Origin of the sequence: Microbacterium sp. NPDC076895 (assembly GCF_040687115.1) — a bacterium.
GTDB lineage: Bacteria > Actinomycetota > Actinomycetes > Actinomycetales > Microbacteriaceae > Microbacterium.
Map to the genome: position 1 here is coordinate 110,887 of NZ_JBFBMQ010000004.1, position 19,475 is coordinate 130,361.

The window sequence follows — 19,475 nt, forward strand, 5'->3', positions numbered from 1 at the left end:
CGACAACCAAGTCCACTACTAGCTCACATATCTGACTCGGTGAAGGCAGTTCTTCGGAACTGCCTTCACTTGTTTCGTCCGCCAGTCGCTCTGCTGGCGGTCTTCGCCGTGCTGGTAGCGGTCGGAGTCGTTGGCATCTCCAGCTCGCGGGCCGACGCTCTGGCAACCAGCGAGTGGTCCAGTGCTTGTGCCGACAACGGCGGCACCTGGCAGTCGGCCGCTCCGAAGCGTGCGGCGAAATGCACGAGCATGAACCCAACCTCGGAAGTGAAGGGGCGGGCTCTCTACCTTGCTCTGAGCGGATGTATCCAGGACCGCATGTACGGCGACATCGAGTCCTCGCTCGACGTCGACGGCCAGACTCCGCCAAGCTCGTGGTTCAACAACGACACTTTCTGGATCAACGGCGAACCACACGTCTACCCGGGGGCCAAGGAATCCACCTGTGCCCAGGTGGCTCAAGACGCACTGAAATTCTTTGGGTACGGCGACGACTACGAGCAGTTCCTGAACGACATGGGTTACGTCTACAAGCTCGAGGGCGGCAAGGCCAAGTGGCACGGCACCTCGAACGGCGACGAACGGAAGAACAAGTTCGAGTCGCTCATCAAGGACGGCTACTACGGAGGCAACGAGCCGGGTCTGTCCGATGCCGCCACCTACGTCAGCTTCCTCGAGGCCTTCACCCGCAAGGGCGGGAAGTGCATGGCCAAAGACCTAGGGGTCTACCCGGACCTCGGAGGCAACGCCAGCTACAAGCAACTCGTTGACGAGGAGCAGGAGCAGAACGCCGCCACGTCCGAGATCTACATCAGCGGTGGCGGTACCGTCGGGACTCTCAAGTACACGAAGGTGAACATCGTCGACACGGACACGGGCGAGGTTGAGCAACACGGCTACGCCTACCTCGTATCTGAGTCGACCTACTACGGCTACGGCAGCAGCTCCATAGACGACCCCGTCAAGGAGACGCTCTACGGCTACCGACCTAGGACGAGCATCGTCTACTCCTGCAACGACCTCATCGCCGGACTCAACTCCAAGGCCGCCGCCATGAAGAAGTGGATTGGTGACCACAAGGAGGACGGGGGTAGCGACGTTGAGACGGGTACCGGAACCACTACGCCCGTCGATGACGACCTCGCTACCTCTTGCGACATCGATGGCACCGGCTGGATTCTGTGCCCGATCCTCACGACCGGGGCCAAGATCGCCGATGGTGCTTACGGCTTCCTGGCGGACCAGTTCTTGTCTATCAACGCGAGTCTGCTGGACCCGAGCGGTGGGGTCTACAAGTCCTGGGGCATCATGCGGACCATCGCCAACGTCCTATTGGTCATCGGCTTCATCGCCATCGTCTTCAGCCAAATCACCGGTCTGGGCATCCAGAACTACGGCGTGAAGCGAATGCTTCCGCGTCTGGTCGTCATGGCGATACTCATCAACGCCTCGTTCTGGATCTGTGCCATCGTCGTCGACCTGTCGAACATCCTCGGCTACGGCCTCAAGACACTCCTCGCCAACGTTGGAGGGCAGGTACTCGATGCCAGCAGCACCACGGGGCCGATGAAGGACCAGGGCGGCAACGCCGCGGGCTGGATAGCTATCGTGCTGGGTGGTGCCGGGCTGCTCTGGCTCAACCTCGGTGCGGCGATGCTCGCCATCCTCGGAGCCATCGTCTCGCTCCTGACGATCTTCGTCCTGCTGATCGTCCGTCAGGCACTGGTGGTGTTGCTCATCGTGTCTGCCCCAGTCGCTTTCGCAGCACAGATACTCCCGAACACGGAAGGGCTGTTCAAGAAGTGGCGGCAGATGTTCACGAGCCTGCTGATGCTCTTCCCACTCATCGGTCTGCTCTATGGGGCTTGCATCCTCGCCAGCCGAGTCATCTACGCCACCATCCCCGCCGACCCCGACCCGTACCGAACTATCTGGCAGATCATTTCTTACTTCATCCTGGTCGTGCCGCTCATCGCCATCATCCCGCTGCTCAAGGGCTCACTCGACGGCGTCGGCAAGATCGGAGTCATGATCCAGCAGGCAGGGAACAAGAGCAGTTCGCTGGCTCAGGGCGGTGCCAAGCGTGGTGTCGCGGCGTACAAGAACTCGAACCTCGGCAAATTCCGGGCTGGACTCAAAGGCCGACGTGATGCAGAGATTGCGGCCGGTGTCTTTGCTGGGTCGAATCGCAACCCGCTCAACTGGGCTAGGAACCTTCGCTCCGGTGTCAACAAGCGAATCAATCGCTCCGGTGCCGTCGACGCCATCACGGGTGGGTACGGCAGCCGCATGACCGCGATGGGTGCGGCCGCGTCCGCGAAGGCCGACTCGGAGGCCATCGGCGACGCTGAGCAGGTCATCCGCAACGAGCAGCTCAGCAACCCGGCTGCTGCGGAAAGAAGCTTCTGGCAGGCCATCGACAGCGGCGACAGTGTCCAGGCCCGAGCCGCTCAGAACGTGCTGTTCTCGCAGGGCGGTGCTGGCATCGACACGGTGCGTCGAACCATCGCTCACCACCAGGACCGCATCGCCGCAGGCTCGGGTCCTGGAGCAACGCCACAGCAACGACAGGCGGCCGTGGCATCGGAGAAGGCTCTGCAGTCCATCCGCTCCAACATCCAGTCGAATCATGGTGATACCCGCAACAAGGCAGCCGACATCGCAGCCTGGGCTTCCCAGGGCGGTCGACTCGAAACCCACACCCGCAACGCGAGTACCTGGACCGGCATGTCGGCTGAGCAGATGGCTGGACAAACCAAGGGCTCGCTCATGCATGCCACTCCTCATCTGATGACGTCGCCTGCCGGAGTTGCACTTGCGACGAACGTCATCGCCGACGACAAGCTGCGTAACGGCCTGAGCGGCGACAAGCAGGACGTCATCGTCCAGATCCGCGACGGCACAGGATCGACGACGCCGCCATCGATGTACTAACGCCAAGGGAAGGGAAAGGAGGACGCCCCCATGTATCAAGACCAGTACGGCTTCTGGCACAACAACTCATCGGACTACGTCGAACACAGCATCGACCGTCAGGCCCAGGCGGCTGCTCTTCGCACGCTCGCCAAGCTCCAGAAGGCAGGAGTCGTCGGTGGCACTCCGGCCCCAGCCCAGCTGAAGGAACCGGCCGCTGTCCCAAGCGTGCGTCCGAGCCATGCCGAGCATCGCTTCGGTGAGCCGTCGCCAGAGGAAGCCCTCCGCCAGCTCCAGTCGCGTGGTGTGCCCGCGGCCCCGAACACCGTCTTCATCAACCACCAGGCCCCCGACGAGGGGAGCCAGAAGTAACCGAGCCTCGAGAGGAGGAACCACCCCATGCCCAAGTCACCCGTCAAGAAGCCGAAGTCCGCCAGAGCCATCTCCTGGAGTGCGACCGAGCCCCGACACCGCCGCCCGTGGTGGTGGTACGTCGCCGTCGTCTGGCTGACCATCCTGCTCGCGTACCTCTTCGCTCTGCTCGGGCCTTGGTGGTATTCGAGTTCCGTCGTCGTCGTGCTTGCCGCGGTGGCCTTGCTCATCAGCACCGCCTCGAAGCCACGCACCTGGGAGTACACGCTGACGCACGGCGTGATTCGTATCTCGATAGAGGGGTCACCGCTCGAACGAGTACATGAGCTGACCTTGAGCGACTTCAAGTGCTGGTATCTCCGTGATATCGATCTGCGAACGCCAGTCCAGATTGCCCTCGTTCCGAAGGCTCGCTTCGGCATGTTTCAGGTCTTGAACATCCCGCCAGCGACCTTCGCGGAGTTCGAAGGCGACCCCGCCTTGGACGTTCCGTACGACATCATGCACACCCTTGTTGCCTGGGTTCCTTACAGCCAAGACCTCACAGAGCGTCAACCAGGACGCCTGCTTGACCGCATCGTCCGGACACTCCGGCTCGGGTAGGGGCGTTGTAATTTCTACGTCTTGGCATGCTCGACCTGGTCGCTCAGAATGGGGAACAAGGGAGACGGGCGTCGACCATTCGAGCTATACGCTCGGACGCACATTTGTGGACGCCCTCACCCTCGCCATGACGCCGTGACTTCCATCCGCAGGCTCAGCTCCTGACGACGAACGCTGATTCACCGAATCGCACCTTATATGTGTTCGTCGCAGGAGCCGATTCTGAGGAGAGCAGCCCCGCCCTCGAGACAACAGGGCGGGGCTGCTTACGTCTCCGGCTACCGACTCCAGCCCGGCCTCGGCCGGATTGCCACGCCTCGCTCGAGCAGGCATCGCTTGACCGTGTTGGCCGTCGTGCCGCCGATAGTTTCAGCGATCCTGGCGAGGGACTGCCCGGACTCGTATCGCTGAACCATCTCGGTGATCTCGTCGTCTGTGGGGGCGGTTCGCCGCAGCTTGACGCCTGCTTCTCGAAGCCGTTGGGCGACCGTGTGTCGGTGGATTCCGAACGCCTCGGCCAGCTCGTAGACGGTGGCCCCAGCCTCGTACCTGGCTACCAGCGTCACTATTTCCCCAGATGAGAGCCGCTTTTGCTGTTGACGGCTTCCTTGCTTCAGGTTATAATTTGGGGCAGTGTTTGCCGGGGTACTGGCATTCCCGGAGCCCCATCGGCTCCTGTCCAGGAGCGTCGACCAAAGGTTTGAGTAATCCTGGGAGAGTTCCACGTTTTTTCGCTCCTCCTGGGTCGCTTATCGCGGGTTGGTAGCTTTCGCGACGGCCCGATGTTAGTTGTAGCAAGTGGGGCAGAGCGGAGAGCGTGCAGCTGTCTCAGTCAAGCAAGCACCTCCGCGATCTCTATCAGTGAACGCTTGCATTCGGGATAATCTGGGCGCGGCGACCGACTTGGTCCCGTCTTCGGGCGAAGAAGCCCGAACAAAGCGTCTATCGGTGAGATGAGGTCGCCCAGTGAGGATCAGATCAGTTCACTTCGAGGCGTTCAAGTCACTTTACGACTTCACTGCCGATCTCGCGGATCTGACTGTCATTACCGGTGCCAACGGTTCAGGCAAGAGCAACCTCGTTGACGGCTTGGTCTTCATCAGCAACGCCTATCTTCACGGACTGGAACTCGCCGTGAGCCACGGGGGCGGCTACGAGAACCTCGCCCACCGACGAACCCGGCGCGCGCGACGCCCGATTCGACTTACGGTCGAGGTCGAAGTTGAGGCCAGAGAGGTGGAGGAGGGACTGCGGTACACCACATTGAGAGACAGGGGCCGAAAGGGGGAAAAGAAGCGCCAGCAGCTTCCGAGCGTGATCGTGCGTCATGACTTCTCGTTCCGTGCGGTTTCTCAGAAGCTCACCGCTGATTTCGAGGTCACGCAGGAATGGCTGTCAGTGGCGACTCTGGACGGGGTTCCGCTCGCCGCAATAAGGCGGCAGAGGGGCGGTGGAATAGTCGTCGAGCGACAGAGCCATGCGGAAGATCTCTCTGAGTTTCTTGACGATCTTCTTTATGTTTACGAGCGAGACGAAATTCTCGCTGAGATGAAACCGGCGCCAAGTGATCTGATTTTCGGCCGCGCCCTCTTCATCGACGTGTTCTGGCAGGTTGCACGCTTCTTGTCGTCTATACGAGTCTTCCAGTTGTCGCCCCACACTTCGCGACTACCGGGCGTCGCTTCTCCGCGCGCTCAGTTGGAGTTGCATGGTGACAACCTTCCTGGAGCGGCCGACTTCCTTCGACGAAACGACGGGGATGCATGGGCTAGCGTCGAATCGGCTATGCGGACCATCATCCCCACACTTGAAGAGATCTCGATCGCGTACACCGAAGACAGGCGCCTCGCGGTCCAGTTTCGTGAGCGAGGAGTTGGGCGACCCTGGAACTCCGCGGAGGTCTCAGATGGCACAATCCAGGCGTTCGCGCTTCTCGTGGCGATCTTCGACCCGCGAGCATCGATACTGGTGATCGAGGAACTCGAGAACGCGCTGCACCCTTGGATACTCCGACAGCTGCTCCAGCTCTGTCAGGATTCGCCTAGGCAGATATTGCTAACAAGCCACTCCCCGGTTCTGCTCACCGCTGTGCCGCCCGAATCCGTGAACTTGATGTGGATGGAGCAGGGACGGAGCAGTATCGCACAGGTTGCTTCGATGGATCCTGAGGTCGCGCAGCAAGTGATCGACGGCGAAATCACGGTCTTCGAGCTTCTCGACAGCGGCGCTGTTACTCAGGCTTTGCCGCGCGGACTTGGGTGAGCGTTGATGAAGACCATGATCGTCACAGAGGGCATGGGCGAGTTCTCAGCGTTCAAGACGCTGTTCACATCCTTGCCCACCAAGAACGGAGCACTGGCACCGAGGATCGCCCACGTCACGTGTCAGCCGGACGGCGCCGTGAAGGGCATAGCCAAGGCTTGTGAGCCGTTGCTGCGCCAGGCTCACGCGAGGAAGGTTGATCTGTTTGTACTCGTAATTGATCGGGAGCAGCAGGCCAGAACCCCGGGAGAATTGGCTCGTGCGCTGAAGTCGCAACTAGACAGTCTCTCTCCTGGATTGTTTCGCATCGAGGTCGTCTACAAGGATCGCACTTTCGAGAACTGGCTCATCGCCGACCTGGATGCGCTACGCAAGCAACGTGCCCGGTATGAGGTATCAGATGCGCTGGTTAGGCAGGTCGAGCCTGACAAGGCAGACATGGTGAAGGCACTTGACCTCCTGAAGAAGGCGGCGAGGGGGAAGCAATACGACAAGATCGACGATGGTCAAAAGATTGCGAATCGGCTTGACCTCATGGCTGCGGCTCGACACAGTCGCAGCTTTCGGCACCTGCTCCACATTCTCGGCCACGTGGACTACCTGCACCAGTGCAGGACGGCTGTTGCGGCGCCGTAGAAGTAGCCTCGGCGCAGCGGAGACCGTCAGCAACTCGGTATGCGCGCGCCGAGCTGTTGGCGGTAATGGGCTCGGCCGCCTCGATAGCGGTGAAGTGAGCACAACGTTGACCTTCGCTCTTGGGTTGCTGACGGCGTAACGAAGCTGCTCCGACTTTCCCCTCGTCCCGACGAGGCTCGCGCTTCGCGGTCGCGATGGGCGTCATGTGCGTGAAACAGCTGGCGCGTAGCGTTGCGTCACCGCGGCACGCGCGTGCGCGGCGAAGGGAGCGAACGTGTCTGCGCTGCGGTTTGGGGTCTTCGAGGTGTACGGCCCGCAAGTGGGTGGCACGCTCAGCTGGCCGCATCCGCTCAGCGACTCGATCGACTTCGCCGACCCCGAGCGCTGGGTGCGCCTTGCGAAGGTGATGGATGCCACCGGCTTCGACTTCCTCTTCTTCGCCGACGGGTACGGTTACCCGATCGTCGGCGATGACATCAGCGCGGATGCCGTCGCGCACGGCATCAACTTCTCGGGCTACGACCCGGCGACGCTCCTGCCCGTGCTCATGCGTGAGACATCAGACCTTGGATTCGTCGTCACCGCGACCACCGGCATTGACCACCCCGTGCAACTTGCCCGTCGCTTCTCGACGCTCGATGCGATCTCGGGCGGGAGGATCGGCTGGAACATCGTCACCGGCGCATCGCAGAACGCGGTAGCCGAACTCTTCGGCCACGACGAGATGGTCGCGCACGACACCCGATACGCGATGGCCGAGGAGTATGTCTCGCTCGCGCGGCGGTACTGGGAGGATGCCTGGAGTGACGATGCGCTTGTCGCCGATCGGGAGTCCGGAGTGTACGCGCAGCGGTCCGGCATCCATCGCGTGGTCTACGACGGTGACCACTATCGCTCCCGCGGATACTACGGCGCCCCGCCCACCCCCCAGCGCACGCCGCTGCTCTTTCAGGCTGGAACATCCCCGGCCGGTAGGGCCTTTGCTGCCCGGCACGCCGAGTGCGTCTTCGTGCAGGCGACCACACCGAGCCACACGGCATCCGCGGTCTCCGACCTGCATCGTCGCGCGGGCGAAGCGGGGCGAACCACTCCGCTCGTGACGATGGCGGGGCTTACCACCATCGTTGCCGAGACCTCCGCCGAGGCACGGGAGCTCGCCGACGAATTCGACAGGATGCAGACCGACGATGTGGTCGCGACCCTCTACGCGGGAAACACCGGCATCGACCTACGGACCCTGGATCCCGACCAGACCCTGCACCAGGTTCTCGATGCCGGTGGACCCATCGGACAGATGGGTACCAGCAACATCGAGCGATTCCTGGGCAGCGCCGACAGGCCCGCCCCGACGGTCCGAGAAATCCTGGACGAGCTGCGGGGGCGCGGCACGCGGGGCTTCCGGCTTGTCGGAGACCCGACCCAGGTCGCGGACGGCGTTGAGGAGCTCGCTGCCCGCACCGGACTCGACGGATTCCTCATCGAGCCGGTCTTCGGAACGCGGGACGTTGCGGCGTTCGGAGACCTCGTCCTACCGATCCTGCGTGAGCGGGGGCGGCTCGCGCCGCACCGCGCCGATGCGACGTTCCGGTCCCGCATGCAGGAGACGCAGCCGGCAGCTCCCGTATCGTGAATCCATGGATCTGCGGGTCGCGGCGTACTCGATCGTCATCGACGACGACCGGCGCATGCTGCTCGCGCACTGGAACGAGGGCGGCGCATCGGGATGGACCCTTCCCGGCGGTGGTCTCGAGCCGGGTGAGAGCCCGGATGCCGCAGCCCGGCGCGAAGTTCAGGAAGAGACCGGCTACCGTGTTGCGCTGGACGAACTTCTCGGCATCCATTCGCGGGTGATTCCCGCCCACCGGCGCCTGGTGGCCGGATCCGACCTGCCGTTGCAGGCACTGCGCATCGTCTACCGCGCCCACGTCACCGGCGGCGAGCTGCGCAACGAAACCGACGGCACGACCGATCGCGCGGAATGGTTTCCGCTGACGCAGGTGCGCAGGCTCAAGCGGGTCAGTCTCGTGAACATCGGCCTGCGGATGGCGGGACTCGGATCCTTCACGCGCTGAGAGCGTCAGCACAAACGACTGCGGCGCCCGGAAGCCGAGCGCCGCAGTGAAAGCCGATCTGGATCAGGCGTCGGGAGCGCGCAGCGGGTCGTCGGCAACCCACAGCTCATCGTCAGCCCGCAGCGTCTGCCACGCGGCGTAGAGCACACCGGCTGCGGCGATCACACCGAGGATGATGGCGAAGACGCCACCGGCACCGATTCCCTGCTTCTGGGGCTCGAGCGCCGAAAGCTTCTTGGACAGCTTCTTCGAGACATCCTTGCCGTACTTATCGGCGAGCTTCGCGTACTTCTTGGCGTCGGGCGCCGACAGTCCGCGGCCCGCGGCGAGCTTCGCGCGCGTCTCGTTCGCCGCGTCCCAGGCCGAGAGCGCGGAACCGACGACGGCTCCGGTCGCGGGGATGGCGCGGTTGGTCAGGAACGACTTGGATGAGGCGAGTCCGCGCTGCACATACGGCTGGGCGTAGCGACCGTAAGCCTCCTGGACCTGGGGAACGACCTGCTCGCGGCCGTAGTTACCCAGCTGCCGACCGGCTTCCCGGGCGATGTCAGCGGCTTCGCCGACCAGCACCTGCTGCGACTCCCAAATGTCGTTCGCGTGCTTCTGGAGCTTGCGGAGTTCCTTCTTGCGCTTGCGGCTGAGGCTCACGGGGCCCTCCCTGTCGTGTCGACGTGGTCTTCCCATCTTGCCATGTGAGCCGCAGACGGGAAGTGTTCACGGCGAACTCTGAAAGAATGGCCGCATGCCTCAGCACACCGCGGTCGCCACGATCCACACCAACCACGGCGACATTGTCGTCAACCTCTTCGGGGACCAGGCCCCGCGCACGGTCCAGAACTTCGTCGGTCTCTCCGACGGAAGCCGCGAGTGGACCCACCCGGCCACCGGCAAGCCGGGCGAGGGCGCGCTCTACACGGATGTCATCTTCCACCGCATCATCGAAGGCTTCATGATTCAGGGCGGCGACCCGCTGGGCGTCGGCACGGGCGGCCCGGGATACAACTTCAACGACGAGATCAGCCCCGAGCTCACCTTCACCGAGCCCTACAAACTTGCGATGGCCAACGCGGGCCTGCGCCGCAACGCAATCACCGGCCAGCCCGAGGGGACGAACGGCTCTCAGTTCTTCATCACGGTCCCCGGTCAGGGCGGCCGCGGTCCCGAGTGGTTGCAGGGCAAGCACACGATCTTCGGTGAGGTCGCGGATGAGGACTCCCGCCGTGTCGTCGACGGGATCAGCGCCGTCGCCACCGGCCCGGGCGATCGCCCGATCGATCCTGTCGTCATTTCGTCGATCGACATCGCTTCGGTCTGACGGGGGGCGGCGTCTGCCGTGACGACTTCCGACGCGTTCCGCAGCAATCGGGACAACTTCTGCTACCGGCATCCTGACCGGCAGAGCTTCGTGCTGTGTCAGCGCTGCATGCGCACCATCTGTCCGGAGTGCCAGACCCAGGCCGCGGTCGGGGTCATCTGCCCGGAGTGCATGCGAGAGCAACGCGCGACGCAGTCAAGCGCGCAGAAGAAGGCCGAACGTCGCTGGTCGCGGGCGCCGATGTCGGTCGGCACCCAGCGTCCTACCGCGACCTACACCATCATCGCGATCACGGCGGCGGTCTTTGTTCTGCAGCTATTCATCCCCGCGCTTGAAGGCATGTTCGCCTTCAACAGCGCCTACGTGATCCCATCCATCGCCTTCGAGCCATGGCGGTTGCTCACGGCTGTCTTCCTGCACTCGAGCTTCTTCCACGTCGGGTTGAACATGCTCGCGCTCTGGATGATCGGGCGGTCGCTGGAGCCGCTGCTCGGCCATGGCAGATTCGTCGCGCTCTACCTGCTCTCTGGCCTCGGCGGATCGGTAGGCGTCGCGTTGATTGCCCCCGGGATCTCGGTGGTCGGAGCCTCGGGCGCGGTGTTCGGACTCCTCGGTGCTCTGCTCGTGATCGGCCGTCACATCGGGGCGAACATCACCGGCATCCTGATCGTGCTCGGCATCAACCTCGTGATCGGGTTCATACCCGACTACAACATCGCGTGGCAGGCGCACGTTGGCGGTCTCGTTGTCGGAGCACTCATCGGTCTCGTTTTCGCCCGCACCCGAACGCGGGCTCGGCAACCCCTGCAGATCGGACTTCTCATCGCGATCGGCATCGGGCTGTTGGCCCTGCTGGCCATCCCTGCCGTGTTCTACGTGTAATCCATCCACAGATTCATCCACACCTGGGGATGAATCACAGCCGTGTAATTCGGTAAGGACCGATCCGTACGGCTAGCGCCAGCGCGTGGTCATGAGGAAGCCGACAAAGGCGATGCCGAAACCGATCACGAGGTTCCAGGCGCTGATCCCGGGAATCGGGAACTGCATGCCGCTGATGTAGAAGACGAGAACCCAGACCAGGCCGAGCAGCATGAGCCCGATCATGACCGGCTTGAACCAGACAGGGTTCGGTGCGGAATCCGCGCTGCTGCTCTCGACGATCGGGTCGTCGTCGTTGCTCTGGCGTGCCATGCGCACAAGTCTAACTGCCAGGGCTCCTCCAGCAGGAGACGAATAGAATCGCCCGAGATGCATGACGCCCGGTGACCAGTGCCCAGGCGAGGACTCAGACGAAGGGGATGCGCGTGGCTGATGCGGAGGACGTGCCGCACCCGACCCGCCGATCGCGTCGCCCAGCGAAGCGCCGCCGCCGGGTGAGTGTCCTTGGTGTGATCGGGGAACTGCTCATCACCCTGGGTGTACTGGCATTCCTGTACGTCGGGTGGCAGCTGTGGCTCGGGGATGTGATCCAGGGCGCGCAGAAGAACGCCGCCGGCAGCGAGTTGTCAGAGCAGTGGGCACAGGCAGCTGAGACGGCATCTCCCACGCCGGATGTGTCGGCCTCGCCGGACCCGACAGCGACGACCGAGGCCGAGGTCCCCATTCCCGTTCTTGGCCAGCCCGACGACGCGCAAGCGTTCGCCATCATGCGGGTGCCCCGCTGGGGGCCGGACTACAGCGTCACGATCGCCGGCGGTGTGACACGCGCACGAACACTCGACCCCATCGGGATCGGCCATTACCCCGGCACCCAGATGCCGGGAGAGGCCGGGAACTTCGCCGTTGCCGGCCACCGCACAACCTACGGAAAGCCGTTCTCCGACATCGAGACGCTGCGCATTGGCGACGCGATCGTCGTCGAAACCGAGGCCGGGTGGTACACCTACAGGTTCCGCACTCTCGAGTACGTGAAGCCGACCGAAACATCGGTGCTTGACGCCGTTCCGCAGATGGATGTCACTGCCGGCGACGCCTACATCACGATGACCAGCTGCAGTCCGCGCTGGAGCATGACGGAGCGGATCGTCGCGTATGGCGTGTTCGAATCGTTCACTCCGAGGGATGCGGGCCCGCCGGCATCCCTCACGGAAGGAATCGCCTGATGTACGCAGCTCTGTGGCACGTGCTACCCGGCCCGTGGTGGGCCAAGGTCGCGATTCTCACCGTGATGGCCGCAGCCGTTCTCTACGGCCTGGTCTTCCACGTGTTCCCCTGGATCAGTGAACTGACCACTCCGCAGGACGCGACAGTCGGGTGACCGCCGACTCGCCCAACGTCGGCCCGGTACTTGTGGTCGACAACCACGACAGCTTCGTCCACACCCTCGTGGGGTACCTGCACGAGTTGGGCGCCACGACCGTGATGGTCGAGGCAGACCAGATCACCGCGGATGCCGTTCCGCGCCTCGTCGGTGATCACGCGGGGATCCTCGTCTCCCCCGGACCGGGGCGTCCCGCCGACACCGCGGCATCGCAGCAGCTCGTTCGGGAGGCTGTCGAGCAGGATGTCCCCGTGCTCGGGGTGTGCCTCGGACACCAAGTGATCGCCGAAGCGTTGGGGGCCCGAGTGACCGTCGCGCCGGAACTCTTCCATGGCGTCACGTCCCCGGTGACCCACGACGGGTCAATGCTGTTCTCCGGCATCCCGTCGCCCTTCATCGCCAACCGGTATCACTCACTGTCTGTCGATCCCGACACGATGCCTGAGGGGCTTGTCATCACTGCCCGCACTGACAGCGGGATCGTGATGGGAATCGCGCACCGCGACGCGCCGCTGTGGGGCGTGCAATTCCATCCCGAGAGCGTGCTCACCGAGGGCGGCTACCGGCTGTTGGCGAACTGGCTGGAACAGGTCGGCTATCCGGATGCCGTCGAACGATCGGGCGTGCTTCGTCCGCACGTCGCCGCTGGCGTCTGAGTCCGGCCTCGTTAGCCGAGGTCAGAGTTCGTGAGAGTGGGGCGTCAGCCGGAGCAGTAGGTCAACGTGATTGTCGAGCGTACGGGCACCTCACCGGGCGCGAGGGACTGCGCGATGACGACAGGCGGGGTGGTCGCGGGGCACGACGTGTCCTCCTGCGTTTGGACCGTCAGCTGAGTGTCGGGGGCTTCGAGTTCCCGCGTTGCTGCCTCGACGGTGTAGCCGGTCACGTCGTTGATCAGAACACGCCCTGTCGCAACGACGAGATCGACGCTGCTGCCGACTGCCACCTCGTCACCGCCTGTTGGGTCCGCAGCGATGACGATTCCGGCGTCGAGGGCCGGATCGTTGCGTGAGGTCACCGTGCCCACCTTCAGACCGACCTGCTCGAGGGCCTGCGCGGCAGTCTCCTGGGTGAGGCCCGTGAGCGCCGGCACGGCCACGAGCTCTTGTCCCGTCGAAACGTAGACCTTGATCTCTTGGTTCACCTCGACGGAGACATCCGTGCCGGGGTCGGTGCGGATGACGTTTCCTTCGGCCACCGCGACGCTTGATTCTTCGACGCGGACGGGAACCAGATCGTTGGCGGTCAGTTCCTCCGCCGCCCGCTCGTAGGTCATGCCTGTCACGTCGGGGACGATGCGCGAGTTGCTCGGGACGTTCTCGCCGCCGCGCGGAATGGTGAGCACCCAGAACAGCACCGAGATCAGCAACACGGCGAGGATCGCGACGCCGGCCCACACCCACGCGACCGGGGGACCCGACTGTGTGCGTCGCATCGTCGTGTCGGTCGACAGCTGGCGGAGCGAGCGAGCGGTCTCCGCGGCCTGCCGCGGGTTGGGGCCGTAGAGCTCGCTGGTCAGCGTTCCCAACTGACGACGCGAGGGCGCCTTGCCGGTCAGGGCATGAGTCAGCGCTGCCCGAAAGGATGCAGCGTCTTGGTACCGCTGGTAGGGATCCTTCGCCAGAGCGCGAAGCACGACGGCATCCAACGCACGCGGGATCTCTTCGTTGATCTCCGACGGCGTGAGCGGGGTCTCGCTGACGTGCTGGTACGCGACGGCAACCGAGGACTCGCCCCGAAACGGCGCGCGGCCGGTCAACATCTCATAGAGCACGACACCTGTGGAATACAGGTCGGCACGAGCGTCGACCGGTTCGCCCTTCGCCTGCTCGGGCGAGAAGTAGGCGGCAGTGCCGAGGATGGCGGTGGTCTCGGCAACGGTTGACGACGAGTCCGAAACCGCGCGAGCGATACCGAAGTCCATCACCTTGATGTGATCGTCGGCGGTAACCATGACGTTGCCGGGCTTGATGTCGCGGTGCACGACGCCCGCGCGGTGCGAGTACTCGAGAGCCTCAAGGATGCCGTCGGCATAGGCGACCGCACGCTCGGCCTCGACAGGACCGTCCTCGATCACGTCCTTAAGCAGCCGCCCCGTCACCAGCTCCATGACGATGTACGGCACGGGCTGGGTCGTCCCGTCGGGAAGGGACTCGGTCTCTTCGCCGGCGTCGAACACGCGCACGACGGTCGGGTGCGACATCCGCGACGCAGCCTGCGCCTCCAGGCGGAAGCGCGTACGGAACCCCGCATCCCGAGCGAGCTCGGGATTGAGGACCTTGATCGCGACGTCACGGCCGAGCGTCAGATCGTATCCGCGATACACCGACGCCATGCCGCCGCGGCCGATTGACTCGTCGATCCGGTAGCGGCCCGACAGCACGCGAGAATCGTCGGTCACACTACCCCTCCCTGACTGAGCCAGCCTCCTCAGCCTAGTCGAGCGCTTCCTGTGAACCCCCGGTCAGGGCGTGTTCGTCGGGCTAGGGCTCGAGGCGGGTTGGATCTGAACCTGCATCTGCGGCGAGGCATCCGATGTCCGCTGTTCGGGCCCGCTGCACAGTGCCGTGTATGACGCCGTCAGGGTCTGACCGGCGGCGTTGGCGATGAGGATCGCCTCCTCACGGTCGTTCGGGGGGAACGTGCGCTGCGACGTGCCGTCGACGGTGAAGACCGCGTTTTGCAGTGTGACGGTGTAGCCACTGAGCGTCCCGGTCCCGGTCGGGCAGGTGAAACTGTCCCAGGTCAACGTGACGGTCGACCCCGCCGTAGCAGGCGCACCACCCTGGATAGCGGGCGGGTTGCTCGGTCCGCCGATCGGGGTGACCTGGCCGTAGCACGAGATCGTGAGCGCCTTCGTCGGCTCGATGTTGCCGGTCGGGTTGACCTGCCAGACGACACCGACCTGCGAGTCATCCGGAGCCGCAGTGCCCGTGTCTGTGACGACCTCGAGCACACCCGCGCTCTTCGCCGTCTGCACTGCCTGCTCGCACTGCATGCCCACCAGGTTCAGGGCGTCGATGTTGATGCGCGTCTCGCTGGGCGAGGGCGTCGGTGTCGATGCGCTGGGAGACGGGGTCGACGACGAGTTGGTCGGTTCAGGCGCCGGCTGCTGGTTGGCTACGAGAGCCCAGATCGTGCCGCCGAGAACAAGAACCAGCAGCACGATGAGCGCAACGAGCGGCCACGTCCACGGGCTGCGCTTGCGCGGCGCGGGCTCTTCGGCCGGGGTCTCCGGAGCGGGCATCAGCCGGGTCTCGGCGGATGTCGCGGCGGACGTCAGCAGGGCTGTTGCGTCGTCGGCGGCGATTGCTCCCGTGGCGATCGCGGGGATCGCTGCTGCTGCCGCGGCAACGTCGCCGCGGCGAAGCGCCGTTGCGGCACGAGCGACGGCAGCGGCGGTGGCGGGGCGGTCTTCGGGCTTCTTGGCGATCATCGCCATGACGAGGTTCTGCACCGGCACAGCGACGGTCGGCGGCAGCGGCGGCGGCTGCTCGTTGATCTGGGCCATCGCGATCGCGACCTGCGACTCGCCCGTGAATGGGCGCTTGCCTGCCAGGCACTCGTAGGCGACGATGCCGAGCGAGTAGATGTCGGTGGCGGGGGATGCCGGGTGACCGGACGCCTGCTCGGGCGAGAGGTACTGCACAGTGCCCATGACCTGACCGGTGGCGGTCAGGGGAACCTGGTCGGCGATGCGCGCGATACCGAAGTCAGTGATCTTCACGCGGCCGTCGGGGGTGATCAGCAGGTTCCCGGGCTTGATGTCACGGTGCACGAGACCGGCGGCGTGTGCCGCCTGCAGGGCCGCCGAGGTCTGGGCGATGATGTCGAGCGTCTTGTCGGTCGACAGTGAACCGTCGCGCTCGAGGATGGTCGAGAGAGCCTCACCCGGCACGAGTTCCATGACCAGGAACGCGCTGCCATTCTCTTCGCCGTAGTCGAACACGCTGGCGATGCCCTCGTGGTTGACGAGGGCAGCGTGCCGGGCCTCGGCGCGGAAGCGCTCCAGAAACCCGGGGTCGCCCATGTACTCGTCTTTGAGGATCTTGATCGCGACCGTGCGTCCGATGACGTGGTCTGTTGCTTCCCAGACCTCGCCCATGCCGCCGATCGCGATCCGCGAATCCAGCTCGTAACGGCCTCCGAAGGTCACACCCTGCGTCGGTCTCATTTGTTCAGCACCGCCTCCATGACCTTCTTCGCGATCGGGGACGCGATGAGGTCCCCGTAGCCCGACTGACCCATTCCGCCACCGTTCTCCACGACGACTGCCACTGCCACCTCGGGATCGTCGGCGGGCGCGAACCCGGTAAACCAGAGGGTGTACGGCTTGTCGGGTCCGTTCTCCGCCGTACCCGTCTTACCGGCCACGTCGACGCCCTCTATTCTTGCATTCGAGGCGGCGCCGTTTTCGACATTCGCGACCATCATGGCGACCATCTCCTCATTGAGTTCCGGGCTCAGTGCCTCACCGAAAACGGTGCTCTCGAACGTCTGCTGTACCGACAGGTCCGGGCCGATGACTTGATCGACCATTCGGGGGTTCATGACGATCCCGCCGTTGGCGATTCCGGCAGAGACCATCGCCATCTGCAGCGGCGTCGCTGTCACCTGTCCCTGGCCGAAACCGGTGAGGGCGGTCTGCGGGGCGTCGAGCCCGCGGGGGTAGCTCGACGGAGTCGAGTCCAGGGGGATGCTGAACGAGAGGTTGAATCCGAACTTCTCGGCCTGCTGGCGGATCGCCTCGTCGCCGAGCTCCGCAGCAAGCTGAGCCATCGGGATGTTGCAGCTCAGGCGCAGCGCGTCGGCGATCGAGACCGTCTCACCGGGTCCGCACGTTCCGCCGCTGGCGTTGCGGATCGTGTTCGACGACTGGGGGAGCTGCCAGATGGCGGGGTTCGGGATCTGGGATTCGGGTGTGTACTGTCCCGACGCGAGAGCCGCGGCGACGACGACGACCTTGAACGTGGACCCTGGCGGGTTGAGATCCCCCGCGATCGCGCGGTTGTAGAGCGGGTTCGCCGGATCGGCGAGCAGCGCGGCGTAATCGGTCTCGACCTGAGCGGTGTCGTGCGATACGAGCAGATTGGTGTCGTAGCTGGGGCTTGTGACCATTGCGAGGACTCGACCGGTATCGGGCTCGATGGCGATGACCGCGCCCTGCAGGTCGCCGAGCGCCTCATACGCGGCCCGCTGAACGTCGGCATCCAGCGACAGCACGACGTTTGAACCGCGCGGCGGCTGGCCGGTGAGGATCTGTTCGATGCGGGAGAGAAACTGCGAGCTTGCAGTGCCGCTGAGCTCGTCGTTCATCGCCTGCTCGATGCCGGTGGCCTGCCCCACGACGGGGATGACACCGGTCACCGGCGCCCACATGTCGGGGTCGACATAGACGCGTTGCCAGCTGAAGACGTCGCTCGACGGGACCGAAGACGCAATCGCCGAACCGCTCGCGATGATCGAACCGCGTTGCACTTCGTACGAGTCGTACAGCGCGCGGGTGTTTCGCGGGTAGTCGGCGAGATCTGCCGACTGGATTCCCTGGATCCACGTCGTCGAGGCGAACAGAGCGAGGAACATCACGAGCACCAGGATGCTGAGCCGCCGCAATTCCTTGGTCATCGTGCCATCACCCCCATCAGCCGATCACCGCGCGGGGGCGACTGCGGACGGCATCCGAGATGCGCAGCAGCAGCGCCACGATGATCCAGTTGGCAACGAGCGAAGATCCACCTGCCGCGAGGAACGGTGTCGTCAGCCCCGTAACCGGGATGACGCGTGTGACGCCACCGACCATGATGAACACCTGGAGGGCGATCGTGAAGGCCAGGCCCGTCGCGAGGAGCTTGCCGAAGTCATCTTGCCCTGCGACGCCGATCCGGATGCCGCGGGCGACGAACACCATGTACAGCAGCAGGATCGCGAACACACCGGCGAGGCCGAGCTCTTCGCCCAGGCTCGGCAGGATGTAGTCGCTCTGCGACAGGGGGGTGATGTAGGGGCGTCCCTGCCCGAGTCCGGTGCCGATGAGCCCACCGTGGGCGAGGCCGTAGATGCCCTGGACGAGCTGGAAGCTTCCGCCGGTGGCTTCGATGCGGTCCGGGTTGAAGGGATCGAGCCAGTTGTCGAAGCGTCCGCCGACGTAGGAGAGCACCCGCGAGGCGAAGAAGGCGCCGGCTGCAGCCAGCACGAGACCGATGACGACCCACGAGGTCTTGCCCGTGGCGACGTAGAGCATTGCGACGAACATGCCGAACAGCAGCAGTCCCGTGCCGAGGTCGCGCTGGAGCACGATGATCCCGAGCGAAATCAGCCAGAGCACGAGGAGGGGACCGAGCTCCCGCGCTCGCGGCCAGGTCATGCCGAGGAACCGGGTGCCGACAGAACTCAGGCTTTCGCGGGTGCGCACGAGGTAGCCAGCGAAGAAAATCGCCAAGGAAATCTTCGCGAGCTCACCCGGCTGGAACGAGAAGATCCCGAGCGACACCCAGACGTCGGCGTTCGCGTCGGTGCCCAGGCCCGGCACGATAGGAAGCAGGAGTAGGGCTATTCCCACGAACCCGAAGATGTAGGTGTATCGGAACAGGACGCGGTAGTTGCGGAGCGCGATCACGACGGCGAGGCATCCGAGAATCGCGATGCCCGCCCACGCGAGCTGGCGAACTGACGCTGCATCCCACCCCTCGGCACCGATGGCGAGGTCGATGCGGTAGATCATCGCGATCCCGAGCCCGGTGAGCAGGGTCGCGATCGGCACGACGAAGGGGTCGGCATCGCGCGCCCAGACGCGCAGCGCGATGTGGACGGCGATGACCGTCGTGAACAGTCCGCCGAAGGCGATGAGGTAACCCGGGGCGATCTCACCCATGACGCCGAGCTGCACGAGCACGAGGGCACCGAGTGAGAGTACGAGCGCGAACAGCAGCAGGCCGAGTTCGCGGTTGCGCTGCTTCTGCGGGGTTCGCAACCTCTTGAGCGCGCGGACGACAGCCGTGTCGGCCGAGATGTCGGCCGCCGGTTCACGTGTGATGGCGGG

The 19,475-nt window shown here is 64.5% G+C and carries 19 protein-coding genes; 12 read left to right on the forward strand and 7 right to left on the reverse strand.

Annotated elements, in window-relative coordinates; translation table 11 throughout:
* Positions 1-69: 69 nt before the first annotated feature.
* The 3 genes from AB0O89_RS04975 to AB0O89_RS04985 are packed head-to-tail and all read left to right on the forward strand — an operon-like array spanning position 70 to position 3,888.
* Positions 70-2,934, forward strand: coding sequence for a hypothetical protein (locus AB0O89_RS04975; protein ID WP_363494758.1), 2,865 nt, complete (start codon positions 70-72; stop codon positions 2,932-2,934).
* Positions 2,935-2,964: 30 nt separating this feature from the next.
* On the forward strand, positions 2,965-3,285 hold the full coding sequence (locus AB0O89_RS04980; protein ID WP_363494760.1) for a hypothetical protein: 321 nt from the start codon (positions 2,965-2,967) through the stop codon (positions 3,283-3,285).
* Positions 3,286-3,312: 27 nt separating this feature from the next.
* Positions 3,313-3,888 carry a hypothetical protein gene (locus tag AB0O89_RS04985; protein ID WP_363494762.1) on the forward strand — a complete coding sequence of 192 codons (576 nt, stop codon included), beginning with the start codon at positions 3,313-3,315 and terminating at the stop codon, positions 3,886-3,888.
* 278 nt (positions 3,889-4,166) lie between these two features.
* Here AB0O89_RS04985 and AB0O89_RS04990 read toward each other — a convergent pair whose 3' ends face one another.
* Complete coding sequence (locus tag AB0O89_RS04990) at positions 4,167-4,454, reverse strand: sigma factor-like helix-turn-helix DNA-binding protein (protein WP_363494764.1); 288 nt, start codon at positions 4,452-4,454, stop codon at positions 4,167-4,169.
* A 400-nt stretch (positions 4,455-4,854) separates the two neighbouring features.
* Here AB0O89_RS04990 and AB0O89_RS04995 point away from each other — a divergent pair, with 400 nt between their 5' ends.
* The 4 genes from AB0O89_RS04995 to AB0O89_RS05010 all read left to right on the forward strand — a co-directional run bounded on the left by AB0O89_RS04995 (position 4,855) and on the right by AB0O89_RS05010 (position 8,858).
* Positions 4,855-6,150 carry an AAA family ATPase gene (locus tag AB0O89_RS04995; RefSeq protein WP_363494766.1) on the forward strand — a complete coding sequence of 432 codons (1,296 nt, stop codon included), beginning with the start codon at positions 4,855-4,857 and terminating at the stop codon, positions 6,148-6,150.
* A 6-nt stretch (positions 6,151-6,156) separates the two neighbouring features.
* A complete protein-coding gene (locus AB0O89_RS05000) occupies positions 6,157-6,786 on the forward strand; it encodes a DUF4276 family protein (RefSeq protein ID WP_363494768.1) in 630 nt (209 codons plus the stop codon).
* Positions 6,787-7,060: 274 nt separating this feature from the next.
* Complete coding sequence (locus AB0O89_RS05005; protein ID WP_363494770.1) at positions 7,061-8,416, forward strand: NtaA/DmoA family FMN-dependent monooxygenase; 1,356 nt, start codon at positions 7,061-7,063, stop codon at positions 8,414-8,416.
* A 4-nt stretch (positions 8,417-8,420) separates the two neighbouring features.
* The gene (locus AB0O89_RS05010) at positions 8,421-8,858 is read left to right on the forward strand and encodes an NUDIX hydrolase (protein WP_363494772.1); all 438 of its coding nucleotides are present in this window, start codon (positions 8,421-8,423) and stop codon (positions 8,856-8,858) included.
* Between the two features lie 63 nt (positions 8,859-8,921).
* On the opposite strand, the gene AB0O89_RS05015 is transcribed toward AB0O89_RS05010, so the two are convergent.
* Positions 8,922-9,506, reverse strand: coding sequence for a DNA helicase (locus AB0O89_RS05015; protein WP_363494774.1), 585 nt, complete (start codon positions 9,504-9,506; stop codon positions 8,922-8,924).
* 94 nt (positions 9,507-9,600) lie between these two features.
* On the opposite strand from AB0O89_RS05015, the gene AB0O89_RS05020 reads away from it, so the two are divergent.
* Both AB0O89_RS05020 and AB0O89_RS05025 read left to right on the forward strand, forming a co-directional pair.
* Positions 9,601-10,173 carry a peptidylprolyl isomerase gene (locus tag AB0O89_RS05020; RefSeq protein ID WP_363494776.1) on the forward strand — a complete coding sequence of 191 codons (573 nt, stop codon included), beginning with the start codon at positions 9,601-9,603 and terminating at the stop codon, positions 10,171-10,173.
* Between the two features lie 18 nt (positions 10,174-10,191).
* Positions 10,192-11,055, forward strand: coding sequence for a rhomboid family intramembrane serine protease (locus AB0O89_RS05025; RefSeq protein WP_363494778.1), 864 nt, complete (start codon positions 10,192-10,194; stop codon positions 11,053-11,055).
* 72 nt (positions 11,056-11,127) lie between these two features.
* Here the strand turns inward: AB0O89_RS05025 and AB0O89_RS05030 are convergent, their stop codons facing one another.
* Positions 11,128-11,367, reverse strand: coding sequence for a cell division protein CrgA (locus tag AB0O89_RS05030; protein WP_363494780.1), 240 nt, complete (start codon positions 11,365-11,367; stop codon positions 11,128-11,130).
* A 113-nt stretch (positions 11,368-11,480) separates the two neighbouring features.
* Between AB0O89_RS05030 and AB0O89_RS05035 the strand changes: the two genes are divergently transcribed.
* From AB0O89_RS05035 to AB0O89_RS05045, 3 genes are read left to right on the forward strand one after another with little or no spacing between them, the layout of a single operon-like run.
* Complete coding sequence (locus AB0O89_RS05035; RefSeq protein WP_363494782.1) at positions 11,481-12,278, forward strand: class E sortase; 798 nt, start codon at positions 11,481-11,483, stop codon at positions 12,276-12,278.
* A complete protein-coding gene (locus AB0O89_RS05040) occupies positions 12,278-12,433 on the forward strand; it encodes a hypothetical protein (protein ID WP_363494784.1) in 156 nt (51 codons plus the stop codon). Before AB0O89_RS05035 ends, AB0O89_RS05040 begins: the two co-directional genes overlap by 1 nt.
* On the forward strand, positions 12,430-13,092 hold the full coding sequence (locus tag AB0O89_RS05045; RefSeq protein ID WP_363494786.1) for a gamma-glutamyl-gamma-aminobutyrate hydrolase family protein: 663 nt from the start codon (positions 12,430-12,432) through the stop codon (positions 13,090-13,092). Before AB0O89_RS05040 ends, AB0O89_RS05045 begins: the two co-directional genes overlap by 4 nt.
* A 44-nt stretch (positions 13,093-13,136) precedes the next feature.
* On the opposite strand, the gene pknB is transcribed toward AB0O89_RS05045, so the two are convergent.
* The 4 genes from pknB to AB0O89_RS05065 form a co-directional block, all read right to left on the reverse strand.
* On the reverse strand, positions 13,137-14,837 hold the full coding sequence (gene pknB, locus AB0O89_RS05050) for a Stk1 family PASTA domain-containing Ser/Thr kinase (RefSeq protein WP_363494788.1): 1,701 nt from the start codon (positions 14,835-14,837) through the stop codon (positions 13,137-13,139).
* A 63-nt stretch (positions 14,838-14,900) separates the two neighbouring features.
* Positions 14,901-16,610, reverse strand: coding sequence for a serine/threonine-protein kinase (locus tag AB0O89_RS05055; protein ID WP_363494790.1), 1,710 nt, complete (start codon positions 16,608-16,610; stop codon positions 14,901-14,903).
* Positions 16,607-18,061 carry a penicillin-binding transpeptidase domain-containing protein gene (locus tag AB0O89_RS05060; RefSeq protein ID WP_363494792.1) on the reverse strand — a complete coding sequence of 485 codons (1,455 nt, stop codon included), beginning with the start codon at positions 18,059-18,061 and terminating at the stop codon, positions 16,607-16,609. The genes AB0O89_RS05055 and AB0O89_RS05060 overlap by 4 nt, the downstream gene beginning before the upstream one ends.
* 16 nt (positions 18,062-18,077) lie before the next feature.
* Complete coding sequence (locus tag AB0O89_RS05065) at positions 18,078-19,469, reverse strand: FtsW/RodA/SpoVE family cell cycle protein (protein WP_363494954.1); 1,392 nt, start codon at positions 19,467-19,469, stop codon at positions 18,078-18,080.
* Positions 19,470-19,475: the final 6 nt, after the last annotated feature.